The 15,542-nt window shown below is 62.0% G+C and carries 20 protein-coding genes and 1 tRNA gene; 11 read left to right on the forward strand and 10 right to left on the reverse strand.

Annotated features, from left to right (window positions below; genetic code table 11):
- Nucleotides 1-2: 2 nt before the first annotated feature.
- From DXY30_RS13835 to DXY30_RS01540, 3 genes are all read right to left on the reverse strand, one after another.
- The gene (locus DXY30_RS13835) at nucleotides 3-176 is read right to left on the reverse strand and encodes a hypothetical protein (RefSeq protein WP_170951089.1); all 174 of its coding nucleotides are present in this window, start codon (nucleotides 174-176) and stop codon (nucleotides 3-5) included.
- 258 nt (nucleotides 177-434) lie between these two features.
- Nucleotides 435-575 carry a hypothetical protein gene (locus DXY30_RS14365; RefSeq protein ID WP_244281202.1) on the reverse strand — a complete coding sequence of 47 codons (141 nt, stop codon included), beginning with the start codon at nucleotides 573-575 and terminating at the stop codon, nucleotides 435-437.
- 175 nt (nucleotides 576-750) lie between these two features.
- Nucleotides 751-2,664 carry a prolyl oligopeptidase family serine peptidase gene (locus DXY30_RS01540; protein ID WP_115093097.1) on the reverse strand — a complete coding sequence of 638 codons (1,914 nt, stop codon included), beginning with the start codon at nucleotides 2,662-2,664 and terminating at the stop codon, nucleotides 751-753.
- 49 nt (nucleotides 2,665-2,713) lie between these two features.
- Between DXY30_RS01540 and def the strand changes: the two genes are divergently transcribed.
- The 4 genes from def (at nucleotide 2,714) to DXY30_RS13840 (ending at nucleotide 4,369) form a co-directional block, all read left to right on the forward strand.
- On the forward strand, nucleotides 2,714-3,319 hold the full coding sequence (def, locus tag DXY30_RS01545; protein ID WP_115022648.1) for a peptide deformylase: 606 nt from the start codon (nucleotides 2,714-2,716) through the stop codon (nucleotides 3,317-3,319).
- 3 nt (nucleotides 3,320-3,322) lie between these two features.
- Nucleotides 3,323-3,520, forward strand: a complete 198-nt coding sequence (locus DXY30_RS01550) for a hypothetical protein (RefSeq protein WP_115022517.1) — start codon at nucleotides 3,323-3,325, stop codon at nucleotides 3,518-3,520.
- A gap of 50 nt (nucleotides 3,521-3,570) precedes the next feature.
- Entirely contained in the window at nucleotides 3,571-4,134 is a 564-nt protein-coding gene (locus DXY30_RS01555) for a DUF3747 domain-containing protein (RefSeq protein ID WP_115022515.1), read from the forward strand.
- An 85-nt stretch (nucleotides 4,135-4,219) separates the two neighbouring features.
- Entirely contained in the window at nucleotides 4,220-4,369 is a 150-nt protein-coding gene (locus DXY30_RS13840; protein ID WP_170951090.1) for a hypothetical protein, read from the forward strand.
- Here the strand turns inward: DXY30_RS13840 and DXY30_RS01560 are convergent.
- A complete protein-coding gene (locus tag DXY30_RS01560) occupies nucleotides 4,363-5,910 on the reverse strand; it encodes a YifB family Mg chelatase-like AAA ATPase (RefSeq protein WP_115093098.1) in 1,548 nt (515 codons plus the stop codon). The two genes, DXY30_RS13840 and DXY30_RS01560, sit on opposite strands and share 7 nt — an antisense overlap.
- Before the next feature lie 75 nt (nucleotides 5,911-5,985).
- On the opposite strand from DXY30_RS01560, the gene DXY30_RS01565 reads away from it, so the two are divergent.
- Genes DXY30_RS01565 through DXY30_RS01575 form a run of 3 tightly spaced genes read left to right on the forward strand, consistent with a single transcriptional unit; the run spans nucleotide 5,986 to nucleotide 8,569 of the window.
- Nucleotides 5,986-6,327 (forward strand): histidine triad nucleotide-binding protein, encoded by a 342-nt coding sequence (locus tag DXY30_RS01565; protein ID WP_115022512.1) that lies wholly within the window; start codon nucleotides 5,986-5,988, stop codon nucleotides 6,325-6,327.
- A 55-nt stretch (nucleotides 6,328-6,382) separates the two neighbouring features.
- Nucleotides 6,383-8,359: an ABC transporter ATP-binding protein/permease gene (locus tag DXY30_RS01570; protein WP_115093099.1), complete on the forward strand. Its 1,977-nt coding sequence runs from the start codon at nucleotides 6,383-6,385 to the stop codon at nucleotides 8,357-8,359.
- A gap of 9 nt (nucleotides 8,360-8,368) precedes the next feature.
- Complete coding sequence (locus DXY30_RS01575; protein WP_115022509.1) at nucleotides 8,369-8,569, forward strand: chlorophyll a/b-binding protein; 201 nt, start codon at nucleotides 8,369-8,371, stop codon at nucleotides 8,567-8,569.
- On the opposite strand, the gene DXY30_RS01580 is transcribed toward DXY30_RS01575, so the two are convergent.
- The 4 genes from DXY30_RS01580 to psbX are packed head-to-tail and all read right to left on the reverse strand — an operon-like array spanning nucleotide 8,570 to nucleotide 10,665.
- Nucleotides 8,570-9,046, reverse strand: a complete 477-nt coding sequence (locus DXY30_RS01580) for a hypothetical protein (RefSeq protein ID WP_115093100.1) — start codon at nucleotides 9,044-9,046, stop codon at nucleotides 8,570-8,572. It lies immediately after the preceding gene.
- The gene (locus DXY30_RS01585) at nucleotides 9,043-9,573 is read right to left on the reverse strand and encodes a hypothetical protein (RefSeq protein ID WP_115093101.1); all 531 of its coding nucleotides are present in this window, start codon (nucleotides 9,571-9,573) and stop codon (nucleotides 9,043-9,045) included. The genes DXY30_RS01580 and DXY30_RS01585 overlap by 4 nt, the downstream gene beginning before the upstream one ends.
- Before the next feature lie 5 nt (nucleotides 9,574-9,578).
- Nucleotides 9,579-10,493, reverse strand: coding sequence for a Ycf66 family protein (locus DXY30_RS01590; RefSeq protein ID WP_115093102.1), 915 nt, complete (start codon nucleotides 10,491-10,493; stop codon nucleotides 9,579-9,581).
- Nucleotides 10,494-10,542: 49 nt separating this feature from the next.
- The gene (psbX, locus tag DXY30_RS01595; RefSeq protein ID WP_115022502.1) at nucleotides 10,543-10,665 is read right to left on the reverse strand and encodes a photosystem II reaction center X protein; all 123 of its coding nucleotides are present in this window, start codon (nucleotides 10,663-10,665) and stop codon (nucleotides 10,543-10,545) included.
- Nucleotides 10,666-10,727: 62 nt separating this feature from the next.
- Between psbX and DXY30_RS01600 the strand changes: the two genes are divergently transcribed.
- Nucleotides 10,728-11,075 (forward strand): YggT family protein, encoded by a 348-nt coding sequence (locus DXY30_RS01600; protein ID WP_244281204.1) that lies wholly within the window; start codon nucleotides 10,728-10,730, stop codon nucleotides 11,073-11,075.
- A gap of 2 nt (nucleotides 11,076-11,077) precedes the next feature.
- On the opposite strand, the gene accC is transcribed toward DXY30_RS01600, so the two are convergent.
- Complete coding sequence (gene accC / locus DXY30_RS01605; protein ID WP_115093103.1) at nucleotides 11,078-12,424, reverse strand: acetyl-CoA carboxylase biotin carboxylase subunit; 1,347 nt, start codon at nucleotides 12,422-12,424, stop codon at nucleotides 11,078-11,080.
- Nucleotides 12,425-12,543: 119 nt separating this feature from the next.
- Between accC and DXY30_RS01610 the strand changes: the two genes are divergently transcribed.
- From DXY30_RS01610 to msrB, 3 genes are all read left to right on the forward strand, one after another.
- Nucleotides 12,544-12,625, forward strand: a tRNA-Leu gene (locus DXY30_RS01610).
- Between the two features lie 9 nt (nucleotides 12,626-12,634).
- On the forward strand, nucleotides 12,635-13,918 hold the full coding sequence (locus DXY30_RS01615; RefSeq protein WP_115093104.1) for a glycosyl transferase: 1,284 nt from the start codon (nucleotides 12,635-12,637) through the stop codon (nucleotides 13,916-13,918).
- 28 nt (nucleotides 13,919-13,946) lie between these two features.
- A complete protein-coding gene (gene msrB, locus DXY30_RS01620) occupies nucleotides 13,947-14,348 on the forward strand; it encodes a peptide-methionine (R)-S-oxide reductase MsrB (RefSeq protein WP_115022496.1) in 402 nt (133 codons plus the stop codon).
- 24 nt (nucleotides 14,349-14,372) lie between these two features.
- Here msrB and DXY30_RS01625 read toward each other — a convergent pair whose 3' ends face one another.
- Nucleotides 14,373-15,503, reverse strand: coding sequence for a PRC-barrel domain-containing protein (locus DXY30_RS01625; RefSeq protein WP_371638545.1), 1,131 nt, complete (start codon nucleotides 15,501-15,503; stop codon nucleotides 14,373-14,375).
- Nucleotides 15,504-15,542 lie beyond the last annotated feature (39 nt).

Below are 15,542 nucleotides of genomic sequence, written 5' to 3' on the forward strand. Positions count from 1 at the left end.
ACTCAGGCGGCCAGCTGCTGATCGTTCGATGCTGCCTCGCGTTGCTCCAGGGGGACGACGTTGTCGCTGTGGATGGCGTACTGCACCCAGCGGTAAGACCGCACGCCGGCACGGGGTGCTGCGTTGATCGGTTCAGGGCTGGCGTAGCTGTTGCCGCGATAACGCAGGATCCGCATTAATACTCAGGAAGCTTTTCCCACCATCTCAGGCCCGCTGCAGTCTCATCCGTTCCATGGGGCACAGGTTGAACGTTCCTGTTGGTTGCTCGCTGAAACCATCACATTTGCTGAACCCGGTTGTGTGGGTTGTAACCATCTGCTAGCTCAGCCCTGATTCTTCGGTGGATGCTGAGGTTTGCCGCTCAATCCGTTTGATCGCCTTGAGGATGATGAACAGCATCCAGGCCACCAAGAGGGCTTCGATGATGGTGTCAACTAGCTTCCCAATCTCGATGGCGCCGCCGAAATAGTCAATTTTAAATTTTCGAAGCTGCCCTTGGGAGCCAAGGCGTTCAGGAGTGGCATCAAGAGGTCTTTGGTGGCTGAATCAACAATTCTTGTGAATTGCTGCCCCACGATGAATGCAATCGTGACTGTCAGAGCGCTGCCCTTGGTGAAGAAGAACTCGACGAATTCTCGACGCTAACGTTGAAACATGGCCTGAATATTGATGTCTTTTGATCCTATGGGAAGTTTGTTTTTGTTGCTTATTTGTCGCGATCTGTCGTGATTGGATGATGGCCTCTGGCCTTCACTTCCGCTGTTGCGTCAGGCCCAGTTGACGCCGAAAAAAGGCTTCGGTCTCTTCCAGAACCTGGATTTGTGTGGCTTGGTTGCGGAAGCCATGGCCTTCGTCGTCGAAGAGCCGCACCTCCACCGGTATGCCGTTGCTGCGCAGGGCTTCGGCCATGCGCTCGGTCTGTTCCGGAGGCACCACCTTGTCTTTTAACCCCTGGAAGAACAGCACCGGACAGCGGATTTGATCGGCATGTAGCAGGGGCGATCGCTTCTCATAGAGATGACGTTCCGTTGGCCATGCCCCCACAAGGCCATCGCAGTAGCGCGCCTCAAACCGGTGGGTGTCTTCGGCCATGGCGGTGAGATCACACACCGCATAGCGGCAGGCACCGGCCTGGAACACATCGGTAAAACACAGAGCCGCCAGGGTGGTGAACCCGCCAGCACTCCCACCTTCGATGGCGATCTTGTCGGGATCAGCGCGACCGGAGTCGATCAAGGCCCGGGCTGCTGCGGAGCAGTCGGCCACATCCACCACCCCCCAGCCACCGTTCAGCCGCTCCCGGTAATCCCGGCCGAACCCCGTTGAGCCGCCGTAATTCACATCCACCACGCCCCAGCCACGGGAGGTCCAGTACTGGATCGCCAGGCTGAGGCCGCGGCGGGCCATGGCCGTTGGTCCGCTGTGGCTTTTCACCAGCAGTGGGGCTGCCCCTGGTGGTTTGCCGCTGGGGGGGTAGTACCAGGCATGGGTGCGTTCCCCTTGGTGGCCGTTGAACCACAGCGGTTCGGCCACGCTGATCTCTTCTACCGCCAAGGGTGCTGGTATGGCAGGGCTGTGGCTCCAGATTGGGGTAGTTGGTCGCAGGTCGACTTCCAGCAGTCCGGCCACGCTTGTGCCGTTGCTGGCCACGGCCACGGCGCGGCCGTGGCAGGCGCTCAATCCCGCCAGATCATCAAAGGGCTGCGGCAACGGCTGCACGCTTCCATCCAGGCTGAGCCGTTGCAACGACCAGGCCCCGCGGCTGCACACGGCTGCAATCAGCTGTTCGCCATCCCAAGCCGTGGTGCTCATCCCATAGATCCATTGGGGCATGGCTGTTTCAGCGGCCATCGGCCAGGGCCTTTCCCAGTCGGCATCGGCGCTGGGTTGGAGCATCAGATTCCACCAACCTGTGCTGTCTTCCGCCACAAGCAACTGTCCGTCGGACAGCCACTGGGGTTGAAACACCGAGACGCCGTCGCCCCCGGCCAACTGACGGGGCTGGAAAAGCCCGCCCGTGTCGCTGAACCCCGCGCACCAGAGACTGCTGCTGTCCCAGGGCATGGCGGGTTGCTGCCATTCCACCCAAGCGAAGCGCTGGCCATCGGGGCTCAAGCAGCCATAGCCGGCAAAGTCCGCCGGTTGGTGCAGCAGCAACGGGGTCTGATCGGCCCCGCTCATCGCCAGGCTCACCAGCTCGTCACGGCCCTCGATTTCACGGATTCCGATCCAGCGCTGCCTGGGCAGATCGAGCACGCCATCCGCCAGCGCCCAGTCGCCCTCCCGGCTGAGCCGTTCGGCTGCTGCCAGGGGGGTGGGATGGTCTGTGTTGGTCTTAGGCAGGCGCCAGTCCTGACGCCAGAGGCAGCCGCTGTCGATCCAGGTCATGATCAGCCTGTCCTGCTCCACAGCACTGGCGAGCACCCCGCCGCCGTAGTCATGCACGCGACTGCGCAGGTTGCTGGGGGCCGGCGTCAGCTCCAGAGGGTCCGCTTCGGAATCGCCGAAACGGCGAATCAAGGCTGTGGTGCGGCCCCGTTCCTGCGGACGTTGCTCCAGCCAGATCAGCCACACCGTTGTATCTGGTCCGCTGACCAGTACCGGTTCCTTGAGCCCCGGCAAACGGCCGACGGCATGCTGCGCGGATAACGGAACGGCTCCCATGGCGGCTGAATTAGGCCGCTTACCATGCTGAATCAACGCGGCGTTGGCCTTGGCAGGAAGCTTTGCAGAGTTGGCCCGTCAGGCCGACAAGTCGCGGGACACGATGCTGGTCCCCAAAACCGCCCTTGAAACTCCGCCGTTGGAGATTCACACCCTGGGCGATGAAGTCCTGCGAAAGTCGGCGCGTCGCATCGGCAAGGTGAATGAGCAGGTGCGGGAGCTAGCCCGCGACATGCTGCGCAGCATGTACACCGCTAAGGGCATCGGTCTGGCGGCACCTCAGGTTGGGATCCATCAGCAGCTGCTCGTGATTGATCTCGACTTGGAGAATGCGGCCACACCGCCTCTGGTGTTGATCAATCCGGAAATCAGTGCGGCCAGTGCCGGGCTCGATACCTATGAGGAGGGCTGCCTCAGCATCCCTGGGGTGTATCTCGATGTGGTGCGCCCAACGGCGATTGAAGTGAGCTTTCGCGATGAGATGGGTCGGCCCCGCAAGATGAAAGCCGATGGCTTGATGGCCCGCTGCATTCAGCATGAGATGGACCATCTCAATGGCGTGTTGTTCGTCGATCGCGTCACCGATGAAGACGGTCTGCAGAAAGAGCTCAAGGAGAAGGGCTTCGAGCGGCAACATGTTCGGAGCGTCGCCTGAGCCATGCCAATGAAACCCTTGGCCGGCGTTTTCCTGGCCCTTGCCTGTGTTCTTGGCATTGCCAGCACAGGTTGTGTCTTCGAACTGGCCTATGGCGATCCCGACCTCGGGGTCAAAGCCACCAGTTGGATCTTGGCCCTTGCGGCCCCCGCAACCGTTGGCACCCTGCTGGTCGCCATACGCCTCAATAAACCGGCCTGATCGGGGGCGACCGATTCAGGCATCACTTTTACGATCCGCTCAGTTCCTCCATGGACGTGATGGCACGCTTTCGAACCGTGGCTGCTGCTGGCCTAGCTCTCGCAGCGACCTCGGTACCAGTGGCCTTGGCCCAGGGCTCTCTGTTCACGGCGGTGCCCGTGGAGATGAGCAACTTTGTTCTGGTGTCGGCTCCCATCGGCCAGGGGCAACGCTCGCAGTTGAACATCTACGAACAACGGACCACGAAACGGCCGTGTTTTGCGGTGGGTGCTGGCTCGCCGGCGATGGTGGATCCCCTGCTGTCCAAGTTTGATTTCACCGGGGTCTGCAACCGTTACATCGACGGCAACGGCTATTCCCTGCGCATCGGTGGTGATGACCTTGGCACCCGTTATCGACTCAGCGTGGTGAACAGCGGCAGTGATATTGAGTTGCTGGCGACACCGACTCGGAATCCCTCCCAGCCAACCCTGCTCGTCGCCCGGGCCGGCGGGGCCGCCAGTGGCTTTGTTCAGCTGAAGTTTGAGCCGGGGTGGACCCTGAAGCGACGGGCCTACGGCAAGAAAAGCCTGGGCCATCTCTACGTCTATCGAGACAGCGCACCGACTCCCTGAGCTGAGAGGGGACAAAACCGGTCAAAACACCTGTTGTCGAGACCTGTCAGTGAATTCACACTGAAGGAAGACCCAGGAGGCTGTGATGAAATCGACGGTTGTTCAATGGTTCAACTGGTTTGGTGAAGCGGTGACCCATGCGTTGGGGTCGCTCAACGACCGCCATCTCCAGCCCCCGCCGATCGGCACCCAGCCCTACCGGGATACACCGGACAAGCGGGCGCGCAACTACTGAGGTTCAGGTCCCCTCAGCAGATCGGTGCAGCGGTAGCAGATCGCTTCCGCCACGGCATTGCGGTTAACAGATGACCGATCGTTCAGATCAGCAATGGTCCGTGCCACCCGCAACAGCTGAAGACTGCTGCGGGTGCTCAGGCCGCGTTGTTGGATCAATTGTTCCCATAGATCCAGCGCCGCAGTCTCGATTGCTCCGCTCTGCCGCAGCGCTTTTGCGGACAGTCGGCTATTGCGGCAGCCGGCGGGATTGCGCCTCTGCATCCGCTGGCGGGCCCGTTGAATCCGTGTCGGGCTGCACCAGGTCTCGGAGACTTTCGACGGGCCGTGAGGATTCAGCACGTTCGCCATCTCCTTGGCTGAGCGCCGTTCGAGCCGCAGTTGTAGGTCGAGCCGATCCAGGAGCGGGCCTGAGAGCCGCTGCCAGTACCGCTGGCGCTGGCTGATGCTGCAGCGACAGCCATGGTCGCGATCGCCATGCCATCCGCAGGGGCAGGGATTGGTGGCTGCCACCAAGGTGATCAAGGCGGGGAAGACAGTGCTGTGCTGGGAGCGGCTGATCTGTACGGCGCCTTCCTCCAGGGGCTGCCGCAACTGATCCAGCACTGTTCGCGGAAATTCCGCTAGCTCATCGAGAAAGAGCACACCACCGTGGGCCAGGCTGAGTTCGCCTGGACGGGGCGAGCGTCCTCCTCCCAGCAAGGCGGCTGCGGAGCAACTGTGATGGGGCGATCGAAAGGGGCGTTGCTGCTGCAGTTGATCGATGTCATGGAGATGTCCGGCGATCGAATGGATGCGTGTGATGGTGAGCGCTTCCTTCCGGCTCAGGGGTGGCAGCAGGTGTGGCAAGTGATGGGCCAGGCGGGTCTTGCCGCAGCCGGGGGGACCCACCAGCAGGAGATGGTGGCCGCCTGCAGCGGAAAGGGCCAAGCCGCGTGAAGCCAGGCTTGTCTCAATGGATGGCAAGGGCTCCGGGTTGTTGATGCGGCCTGATGCTCGGGAGCCGTTGCAACCGATGACGGGCCAGGGTTGCTCTCCTTTGAGTTGCAGAACCAGCTCCCGCAGGTTGGGCGCGGTGTGGATTGGCAGCCCCTCAATCAAGCTGGCTTCGCTGGCATTGACGGGAGGGATCACCAGGGCTCGGGCCTGCTGCTGATGGGCCTGGTCGGCGAGGGCGATCACTCCGCGACAGGGCCTGAGGCTGCCGTCGAGACCCAATTCGCCAGGACACCAGAGGCCTTCCAGCTGAGGGCGGGCGAGCTGCCCGCTGGCCACCAACAGTGCCAAGGCAATCGGGAGATCAAAGGAGGGGCCTTCCTTGCGTAGATCGGCCGGAGCAAGGTTGATCACCACGCGAACCAGGGGGCCGCGGAAGCCGCTGTTGCGCAGGGCGGAGCGGACGCGCTCCCGCGACTCCTGAATGGCCTTGTCTGGCAGACCCACCAGCTGGACGCCCGGCAGGCCTGGGGCGAGATCCACTTCCACCACCACAGGCCTGGCCTCCAGACCTTGTAGGGATGCACTGAGACAACGTGCCAGCATTCTGAAGTGGGTGACGCAGGAGATTCATGCCCTTGCTGTCACACCGGTATGGCTGTTTCTTCGTTCTCAAGGCCCATGGCAGACGACACGATCTTCGGCAAGATCCTTCGCGGCGAGATCCCGTGCGATGAGGTCTATAGCGATGAGCAGTGCCTGGCCTTTCGGGATGTCGCCCCCCAGGCACCGGTTCATGTGCTGGTGATTCCCCGCAAGCCGATCGAGAGCCTGCGCTCCGGTGCTGCAGAGGATGCTCCCCTGCTGGGCCATCTGCTGCTGGTCGCTGCTCGGGTCGCCAAACAGGAGGGGCTGGACGACTTCCGCACGGTGATCAACAGCGGTGCCGGTGCTGGCCAGACCGTGTTTCACCTTCATGTGCATGTGATCGGTGGGCGTTCTCTGGCCTGGCCCCCCGGCTGATGCTGACGGCGAAGCAGCGCAATGGCCGCCAGACTGAGCACAGTTCAGCAGTGGCATGACCCACCAGCTTCAGAACCTGCGGGATCAGGCCGCCAAGCTGCGTCGACTTTCGCAGCCCTACTTCTTTCCATACACCGAAGACAACGGTTGGCAGTTCATCGGACTTCTGGTGAGCCTGCTGTTCTGTGTGGCCGGGATCGTGCTGTTCCTGGTCACCGGGCTGATGAACGGCCTGTCGTGGCTGCTGCCGGAGTTGACCGGTCAGTACCTCGGTGGTGTCCAGTCCTCCCTGGCCATGCTCTGGTCCCGTGGATGGGGGACGGGCATCAGTGCCCTGTTCGTGCTGGGGGCTGTGGTGTTCGCCTCCGTGCGGGGCCAGCTGCGGCACCGCCGCTGGCTGCCTTGGCTGTTTCTCGGTTTGATCATCCTGATGCTGTTGAGTGTGAACGGCATTAATGCCGGCATCACATTCATCGCCAGGGATCTCACCAATGCGTTGATCTCCAAGGACGGGGATGCGTCCTACCGCAATCTCTGGGTTTATGGCGCCTGTTTTGCGGTTGCCCTGCCGATTCGCAGTCTGCAGTTTTATTTCACCCAGAAGCTGGGTCTGTTCTGGCGGGAATGGTTGTCGCTGAGCTTGGTGGACGACTACCTCCGGGATCGGGCGTATTACGTCCTCAACCCGAACGATGAGGCGGCCACCAATGTTGATAACCCTGATCAGCGCATTTCAGAGGATGTTCGTGATTTCACGGCTCAGGCCCTTGGCTTCGCACTCAATATCTTTGATTCGATTCTCACCTTTTCTCTCAATATCCTCATCCTTTATTCGGTGAGTGAGGGCTTGACCTTCGCTCTGTTGGCCTATGCCGCTGCTATTTCGGTCTTGATGATTGTTGCCGGTCGCAAGCTGGTGCGTCTGAACAATTTTCAGTTGCGTTTCGAAGCGGATTACCGCTACGGACTTGTTCGGGTAAGGGATAACGCCGAATCGATTGCTTTCTATGCAGGTGAACAGCAGGAAGCTAAGGAGGTGACGCGTCGCTTGGCCACTGTTGTTGAGAACTTCAATCTTCTGATCGTCTGGGAGGTGTTGCTGCGTGTGCTGCAACGTTCCAGTATTTATGCCAGTAATTTCATCCCTTATCTGATTCTTGCCGCGCCGATTCTGGCGGGTGAGATGGATTACGGCGGCTTCGCTCAGGCGAATGTTGCTTACAACCTGGTTGAGGGATCGCTGTTCTTCATCGTCTACAACATCGAAGCGTTGGCCCGATTCTCGGCATCAATTAATCGGCTGGAAGGCTTCCAGTCGAATATCTCGAACCTGGATCGTGAGGAGTGGAGTGATTTCGCTCCGCGGATTGTGCCGTCCGACCGTTTGGCGCTTCAAGGGGTCACGGTCAAAACACCGCGGACCGACAACGTGCTTGTGCGCGATCTCAGCTTTTCGCTCGATACGTCTGAAGGCTTGCTTGTGGTCGGGCCCTCTGGCTGTGGCAAGACCTCATTGCTGCGGGTTGTGAGTGGGTTATGGGGATCACCGACAGGCACTGTGTATTCCCCAGGGCAGGGGGACCTTCTGTTCATTCCGCAGAAGCCTTATATGGCTCTGGGATCGCTCCGCGAACAGCTCTGTTACCCACTGGATCAGGCCCGTTTCAGCGATGAACAGCTGCGGGCCGTTCTGGATCAGGTGATGCTCGGGAAATTGCTGCAGCGTTACCCCGACCTCGACATCAAGCAGGACTGGCCGCGGTTGCTCTCTCTGGGAGAACAGCAGCGGCTGGCGTTTGCCAGGTTGTTGTTGAATTCCCCCAAGGTCGTGGTGCTTGATGAAGCCACCAGTGCCTTGGATGTCGACACTGAATCCCGTCTTTATGAGCTGCTGCGCGAACGCGAGGTGGCTTTCATCAGCGTTGGTCACCGGCCGACCTTGAAAGAGTTCCATGACACCGTTCTCGAGTTGAGTGGAGATCGCGACTGGCGGCTGATCCCGGCGACCAGCTATGACTTCGAGCGTTCCTGAACCGGCCGGATGACCTCCACAAGCGAGACCCCTGACTCCACGTCTGTTCCGGAGACGTCCGCCACCACCAACGATGTACCGGCATTCGGTTGGAGTGGGTATGCCGAGCGCGTGAACGGCCGTTTCGCCATGGTGGGTTTTGTCGCGGTGCTCTTGATCGAGGCCCTCAGCCGCGACACCTTTCTGCACTGGGCGGGGTTGCTGCCCTGATCAGGGCAGACGAATCAGATCCACATCCCAGCGTCCGTTTCGGCTCACCTGCACCGCCAGACGCCGGCCTTCACCGTCCAGGCTGACACTGCGGGGCACGCCCGGTGGATCCAGAGGCAGCCGTTGTGTTGCGCCCACGTTGCGGCGATAGAGCACCAGTTCCGTGTGGCCATCTCGTTGCTGGACGACAGCCAAGCGCTGCCCATCCGCACTGACGCTGACGCTGATGGGTTGGGCCTCTGCACGGTTGAGGCCTGGCAGCGGGACGGGGCTGCGGTTGCGAAGGTCGATCAGTTCGACCCGTTCCCGCCCATTGCGTTGGCCAAGGCTGGCTAACCAGCGTCCCCCCAGGGATGGATCCCGGCGACTGTTCACCGACTGGCGCAGCAAGCCGTTGAGATCGGGCCGGGGTGTGGGCCTGGGACTGCTGCAGCCCGTCATCAGCACCAGGCTGCAGATCAAAGCAACGCGGATCATGGCTCTGACGACAGCGTTGGCGTGGAGAGGCGCTGGCCCGGTGGACGGTCTGGTTCGAGTACTTCACTCAGATCCAGCAGTTCCACTCGCCACCTGCCCTGATCTGTTACCTGGAGGGCGATTTGCTGTGCATCTGGCGCCAGGCTGAGCAGCACTGGATCCCGTCCCCCCGGTAGCGGCAGGGGATGCATTCGTCCATTCAGGCGGTCGGTCACCACCGCGAGTCTGCGGCGACCACGCTGGGTGATGACGGCCAGGTAGCGAGCGTTCCAGCTGAGGGAGGGGGAGCTGTGGGGCTGATGACGGCTCAGCTGCGGAACGGACACCACTGATCCGTCGCTGAGGCGTCGCAGCTGCACCGTGGGTCTGCCGCGGCGATCGCTCACGACCGCCAACCATTCACCACTGCCACTCAGGGCGGGTGCCTGCTGACTGCTGCTGAACAGGGCTCCACCGGCCCGTTCTTGGCGACCGTTGCAGCCCATCAGCGCCAGGCTGGCCAGGAGAAGGAGCAGCGGGCGACGCAAGTGGCTCAGTCGTCAAAGCGGGAGCTGTTGTCCCGAGGGCTGCCGGAAGACGGCCTTGAGCTGCGGGGGGGTTGACGGCTACTGGTCGGGCGGTTCGAGGCCAGCGGCGGTTCAGCAGAACGCCTCGACTCTGTTGTCGCAACCGGGTTGGCCCCAGGACGTCCCCGGTTCAGTGATGCGCTGCGGCTGGGACTGAAGGCAGCATCCTCTGCGTCGGACGGGGCGGGTTCGCCGGCAGGACGTTCAGAGCGGCCCGTAGGACGGCTGCCGCGGCGTTGATCGTCCCGCTCCGATCGTCTGGATCCAAAATCGGGGCGTTGCTCATCACGGGCTTCTCCGGCCCGGAAGCGGGCCATGCGGCGGGAGCGTTCACTGTCTTGCTCCCAGCCGGAATCCGTTTGGTTGCGACCCATGGAGCGACGGCTGGCTGCCTCTTCAGGGATCGCGGCGCGGCTGGTGCGGCGTGGCCGGTAGAACTCCTCTTCAGGTCGCTCTTCAGAGTCGTCGTCGCGGCCGGAGAAACGCCGCCGCACCGGCTGGGGTTCATCGAAACGGTCGTAGCCGTCATCCCAGCCCCCGCGCAGTCCACCAGGACCATCTCCGCGAGCAGGGGCGGGCTCGTCATCGAAATAGGCGGAACGCCGAGCTTGCTCTGTGGCGACGCCGCGCAAGCGCACGCTTTCGTAAGCGAAGAAAACGGTGGTACCCGCTAGGAGGAATTGGCCGAACTGCAAAATCGGGTCAAGACGCCATCCCTGGAAAAAGAGGATGCCTCCGCAAAGCAGTCCAATCGCCGCGAAGAAGACGTCGTAGTCCCGAGCCAGGGCTGGTTTGAACGTCCGCATGAAATAGAGCAGAGCTCCGCCGACGGCCAACACGATGCCGACGATGCTGGCCCAGTTGAGACTGGCGTTAACCAAAACTCTGATCCCGCTAGGGGCTCAGTCTACGAGGGGCGCCAGGGGCAGGTCAGAGCTTGCGGTCGAGACGGTCGGTCTGGCTCAGCAGGATCAGCGCGATGGTGGCGGGAACAACAACGATCACACCTCCCCAAACGAGGCTGCTCAGGAAGTTGGAGAGGGAGGGGGTCATGGGGTTGCTGCTGTCTGCATCAAAGCCGCGCTGATCCTAAGGAGCGATGTCGGCTTTCTACGATGACGGGGCGATTTGCTTTGAGCTTTGTGACGCCGCTGCTGCTGCAGGTCCTGCCAGTTGTTCATCTTCTCCTTGGTCTGCTGTTGGCAGCCTGGACCCTGGCGTTCCTGCTTCGCATCGTGCTCACTTGGTACCCCCAGGTTGACCTGAGCCACGGCGCTTGGCCCGTGGTGGCCTGGCCGACGGAGCCTGTGCTGGCGCTCAGCCGCCGTGTGATCTCCCCGATTGGTGGGGTCGATGTCACCCCAGTGATCTGGGTTGGATTGATCAGCCTCGTGCGTGAGTTGCTCGTTGGTCAGCAGGGGCTTCTGTCCCAAATTCTGATGCACGCTCAGGCGGCAGCCTGAGTTCAGGGGAGCATCTCCTGCTCGACGAACTTGGTGTGGATGTCGCCGTTGATGAATTCCGGCCGATCCAGCATTTCGAGATGAAATTCCACCGTTGTCGGGATTCCGGTGACGGCACATTCATTTAGGGCCCGTTTCATCCGGGTCATGGCGTGGTCGCGGTCTTTGCCCCAGACGATCAGCTTGCCGATCAAGGAGTCGTAGAAGGGCGGGATGTCGTAGCCGGTATAAACGTGGCTGTCGACGCGCACTCCTGGTCCCCCGGGGGGCAGCCATCCTGTGATTCGTCCCGGGGCGGGGCGGAAGTTATGGCGTGCATCCTCCGCGTTGATCCGGCATTCGATCGCATGGCCGGTGAGCTGGATCTCGTCCTGGCGCACGCTGATGGGTTCACCACCGGCGATGCGCAACTGCTCGGCAATCAGATCAACACCCGTGACCATTTCGGTCACCGGATGCTCCACTTGGATGCGGGTGTTCATCTCCATGAAGTAGAAACCTCCGCTTCGATCAAGCAGGAATTCCACCGTTCCAGCGCCCTCGTAATTAATGCTGCGGGCGGCAGCAACTGCGGCTTCACCCATGCGCAGCCGCAGTTCTGGATCCAGGGCCGGGCTGGGGGCCTCCTCCAGCAGTTTCTGGTGACGACGCTGAATCGAACAGTCGCGTTCTCCCAGGTGCACCACATTGCCGTGGCGGTCGGCCAGCACCTGCACTTCCACGTGGCGGGGCCGGTCGATGAATTTCTCCATGTAGAGCCCAGGGTTGCCAAAGGCGGCTTCCGCTTCGCCTTGGGCCGCCTTGTAAAGGCTTTCCAGCTGACTGGCGTCCGGCACGAGCCGCATGCCGCGTCCGCCACCGCCGGCGGTGGCCTTGATCATCACGGGGTAGCCCATCTCCTCGGCAAGGGCCGCCGCCTGGTTCGTGCTGCTGAGCAGACCTTCGCTGCCAGGAACCGTGGGGACACCCACCGATTGCATCGTCGTTTTGGCGGTCGACTTATCCCCCATCGAGCGAATCGCGTGGGGTGACGGTCCCACGAAGGTGAGGCCGTGATCACGGCACATCTCGGCAAACTTGTCGTTCTCGGCCAGAAAGCCGTAGCCGGGATGGATGGCGTCAGCGCCGCGGGAGGTGGCCGCCGCCAGGATGTTGGGGATGTTGAGGTAGCTCTTGCTGCTCAGCGCCTCGCCCACACACACCGCTTCATCCGCGAGCTGAACGTGGAGTGCGTCTTTGTCGACCGAGCTGTAAACCGCCACGGTGGCGATGCCGAGCTCGCGGCAACTCCGAATGATTCGGAGAGCAATCTCGCCGCGGTTGGCGATCAGCACTTTGCCGATGGGCATCCCGCAGCATCTTCAGGCCTGACGCCGGATCGTATCAGCGCCGACCGATCAAGCCGAAAGCAAAGACCCGCCCCGGTATGATCTGACGTCGACAGCGCCCGAGCGGTGAGGTCGACCACGCGGATGTGGTGGAATTGGTAGACACGCACGTTTGAGGGGCGTGTGGCTTCGGCCTTGCGAGTTCAAGTCTCGCCATCCGCACTTTTTCTCTTGGCCCGTCCCCGCGCAGCAGAACCTGGACCGGCCGTCGTTCTTGTTTCAAACGGTCCCGGTGAGCTGACCACATGGGTCCGCCCACTTGCGGAACGTCTGCATGCCAGCCTCCGCCTTCGTCCACGGTCCGCGAAGGCCGCGGCGTCCTTGCATTTGGTCCTGGTTCCCTGTCCCAATGCCACCGGGCAGGAGCCCATGGCGGCAGAGCCCTGGGGATTGTTTGAGCGCATCGTGCCGGCACGGTGTTTCTGGTCGCTGTTGTTGCGCCCGCAGCGGTACGGCCCCTGGCCCCAGCGGGGTGTGGTGGTGTTCCTGGGAGGGGATCAGTTCTGGACAGTTCTGCTCTCGGCCCGACTTGGGTATCGCCACATCACCTATGCCGAATGGGTGGCGCGCTGGCCGGGCTGGAACGACCGGATCGCGGCCATGTCGGAGGCGGTTCAGCGCCAGCTTCCGGTTCGTTATCAGTCCCGATGCCGTGTGGTTGGGGATCTGATGGCGGATTTGTCATCCTTCGCCCGTCGGGAGGATCCCCTGCCTGAAGGCCAGTGGGTGGCCCTGCTGCCGGGCTCCAAGCCGGCCAAGCTGTGCGTGGGTATGCCATTTCTGCTCGATACCGCCGACCGCCTGGCTCGATTGCAACCCGAATGCCGCTTTTTGTTGCCGTTGGCTCCAACCACAAGCGTGGCGGAGTTGCTCCGTTTTGCCGGTGGATCCAATCCGATCGCTGCCCGTTACAGCGCTTCCGTTGCGTCGGTTGACCAAGAGGAGTTGGTCACCGAGTTGGTGACGGCGGCGGGGACGCGGATTCGTCTGTTGCAGCAGCATCCGGCCCACGGGGCCTTGAGCCAGTGCGCCCTGGCCCTGACCACCGTTGGTGCCAACACGGCCGAGCTTGGAGCACTTGCTGTGCCGATGATCGTGATTGTTCCCACCCAGCACCTTGAGGTGATGCAGGCCTGGGATGGTGGGCTGGGGCTGCTGGCGCGCTTGCCGGGCTTGCGGCGTCTGATTGGGGTCTTGCTGACTCTTTGGCGTCTGCGCAACAACGGTCTGATGGCCTGGCCCAACATCAGTGCTGGCCGCGCCGTGGTTCCGGAGAGGGTGGGGGCAATCACGCCGGAGCAGATCGCGCTGGAAGCATGCGACTGGCTGAATGCTCCCGAGCGGCTGGAGGGCCAGCGGCAGGATCTCCAGGCGTTGCGGGGGGATCCAGGGGCGGTGGCTGCCCTGGCTGCAGAGGTGAGGGCATTGCTCCCCCGCGAGCTCAGCTCTTCCTAGGCTGGAGAGGCTGCTAAATCCGACGACCATGACCCCGTCCAATCCGGTCGAACGCAGTGCAGAGGAGTGGAAGCAATCCCTGACGCCGGAACAGTTTCAGGTGGCTCGTTGCGGCGGTACTGAGCGTGCTTTCACCGGTGCTTATTGGAACAACAAGGCCACCGGGATGTATCACTGCATCTGCTGTGGATCGCCGTTGTTCAGTTCTGACGCCAAATTTGACTCGGGCACCGGCTGGCCGAGTTTCTGGGACGGTGTGAGTTCCGATGCGATCACCACCAAACAGGATCTGACCCACGGAATGGTGCGCACCGAAATTAATTGCGCCCGCTGTGATGCCCATCTGGGGCATGTCTTTGCTGATGGCCCCGCCCCGACGGGCCAGCGCTACTGCGTCAACAGCGCATCTCTGGACTTCAAGTCGGCCTGATCGCCTCCCCGCGCTCAGGCTCGTTCACCAGGGGTCGTCTAGATTCTGGTTCCTTCGCTGAGGAGCTGAGTCTTCCATCGGTTCCACATCCAGGGGTTCACCGGACTGCTGAACAGCACGGCGGGAGGCTGGCATGGCGCGCCTCGGCGGCTGTTCCTGATAGGCCGGCTCTTCCTGATAGGCCGGTTGCTCCTGATAAGCAGGCTGCTCCTCGTAAGGGGCTCGTTCGTCGTAGGCGGGGGGTTGCTGCTGCTCGTAGGACCGCGGTCGTTCAGTGGATCGGTCGTCTCTGACGTTGTCCCGGTCGTCGTAGCGGGGACGTTCCTCGTAGCGCCGCTCGTCATACCGCTGGGGCTCATCGAGGTAACGGCGTTGCTGCCTGGCCTCCTGCCGCCGATCCTCCAGTTCCACGTATTCGAGTTCCGCATCAGCATCAAGCCGCTCAGCTTCTGAGGCCTGGAGGCGCCGTTGTTCCTGTTCCTGAGGTTGTCCAGAGGTGAGCTGGTTTTCCACGGGCACCAAATTGACCCGGTAACGCTCCCGCTCCTGCTCTTCCCAGCTGGGACCTCCAACCCCAAGTTTCTCCAGCACACCGCTGTTCAGCTGTTTCAGCTTGTCTTCGGCCCCTTCGTAAACAATGATCCGATCCGGACCACTGCTGACGATCTCCTCCACCGGCATTTCCCAGGTGCTCAGCACTCCTTCCCCCAGTAGGGGCACGCCGAGGGCTCCCATCACCAGGGTGGTCAGTTCTCCGGTTTCGATGTCGAAGGCGAAGCCGAGCACCCGACCCAGCTGCTCACCGGATTCTGTGATCACCTGGCAGTTAATGACCCGGCTGTATCGCTCGGGATTGAAGTTCTCACTAAGGGAATCGGCGGAATCCACCAGGATCACGTCTCCCACCTGACGGATCCGGTCCAGCGGCATCCAGCGCGGCAGACCAGGCAGAAAACGGGTCAGCGGATTGTCCCGCAGACCGACGGCGACCACTTCACGGCGGTCGATATCCACGATCACTTCACCGACCACCCCCAGGCGGCGGCCGGTGTCGCGGGTGATCACTTGGGTGCCCATCAGTTCGGAGCGCAACCAGAGGCGATCGCTGGGTACGCCAGTCGTGATGGCTTCAGTCGGGGAAGGGGTCGGGGTCAAGCGCGGGCCCTCGGCCATGGACAGTCAGGCCATTGTGGC

Origin of the sequence: Synechococcus sp. UW106, assembly GCF_900474015.1 — a bacterium.
GTDB lineage: Bacteria > Cyanobacteriota > Cyanobacteriia > PCC-6307 > Cyanobiaceae > Parasynechococcus.